Annotated in this window: 1 protein-coding gene and 1 pseudogene; one reads left to right on the top strand and one right to left on the bottom strand. The window is 75.8% G+C overall.

Annotated features, from left to right (window positions below; translation table 11 throughout):
• Positions 1–329 (top strand): annotated as a pseudogene (locus tag ABD308_RS37115) (class I SAM-dependent methyltransferase); the annotation flags it as partial.
• A gap of 127 nt (positions 330–456) precedes the next feature.
• Here the strand turns inward: ABD308_RS37115 and ABD308_RS37120 are convergent.
• Positions 457–1,008: an O-acetyl-ADP-ribose deacetylase gene (locus ABD308_RS37120; RefSeq protein WP_344344991.1), complete on the bottom strand. Its 552-nt coding sequence runs from the start codon at positions 1,006–1,008 to the stop codon at positions 457–459.
• Positions 1,009–1,357: the final 349 nt, after the last annotated feature.

A 1,357-nucleotide genomic window follows, 5' to 3' on the forward strand; every position in this document is an offset into this window, starting at 1 on the left:
GCCGGCACGTCTGGGTGGCGCTCGGCCCGGAGGGGCCGCGGACGGTGACCTTCGCGGCCCGGCTGGGCGGCCTCGGCCAGCCGTCCGACCTGGCCGAACGGCTGCCGAAGGCGCTGATCCACCACAACGTGCCGGGGCGGCCGGTGCACGCGTTCCTGCGCGACTTCGACCGCGCCTGGGCGGCCGCCGCGCCGTACGGGGCGTTCGGCGCCCGGCAGCGCTGGGTGGCGGCCTGCACCTCGCTGGCCGGGGCGTGGCCGCTGGTGGACGCGCGCGGGCGGTGGCGGCAGGGCGAGGTCACGCTGCCCTGGACGGCCCTGGCGCCGTAGCCGGCCGGGCCGCGCCCGCCGTCCGGCCGGGCACGGTGACCCCGTCCGCCCTTTCACTCGAACGAGTTATCGAATATCTCTGGCGTGTTGACGCCTCGTCACGCCACCATGGGACCCGACCGGGGGCTCACTCCGGCCCCGTCAGCCCCAGCTCCCGTCCGACGCCCGCGAACACCCCGAACATCTCCGACCCGAACAGCACGAACCGCACCTCCTCCGGTCCGCCGCCCGGTTCCGCCGTCACCGCCGCGACGGTGCCGAGCGCGATCCTGGCCGCGTCCGCCGGCGGCCAGCCGAAGATCCCGGCCGACACGGCCGGGAAGGCCACCGTGCGCGCGCCCAGCTCCGCCGCCACCCGGAGCGACTCGCGGTAACAGGAGGCCAACAGCTCCGCCCGCTCCTCGTAGTCGCCCGCCAGGTAGACCGGCCCCACGGTGTGCACCACCCAGCGGGCCGGCAGGTCACCGGCCGTGGTCGCCACGGCCCGCCCGGTGGGCAGCCCCCGCCCGTACCGCGAAGCCCGCAGCGCCTGGCACTCCTCCAGGATCCTCCGCCCGCCCCGCCGGTGGATCGCACCGTCCACACCGCCGCCGCCCAGCAGGGAGGAATTCGCCGCGTTCACGACGACGTCCACCCGCTGCTCCGTGATGTCACCCTCGACCAGGGTGATGCGCGTCACCATCCCGAGACCCCTCTCCACTCCCGCCCCGCACCCGCCGGCGCGGGCCCCGCTCCCGCCCCCACCACCCATCCAACACGCCGCCACCGGCGTGGCGATAGCCACAACGGTGCCGGTCGGTCAGAGAAATCCCCGGAGATCACGTTATGGTCGCGAGAAGTTCCCCGACGCAGGGTGCCAAGCGGGCACTGCGGACGGACGCCGGCCGTTACGCATGCGGGGAAAGGGAGGATCAGCCGATGCCCGCAACGGCAGACGGGCGAGCACCTGGTGCCGCGGACCCGCCGGGCGCCCAGCACGGCGCCCGCTCCGGGCGCGCCCGCGAACGCTCCGGCCGCGAACGGTCCCC

Source organism: Kitasatospora putterlickiae (assembly GCF_039527695.1).
Lineage (GTDB): Bacteria > Actinomycetota > Actinomycetes > Streptomycetales > Streptomycetaceae > Kitasatospora > Kitasatospora putterlickiae.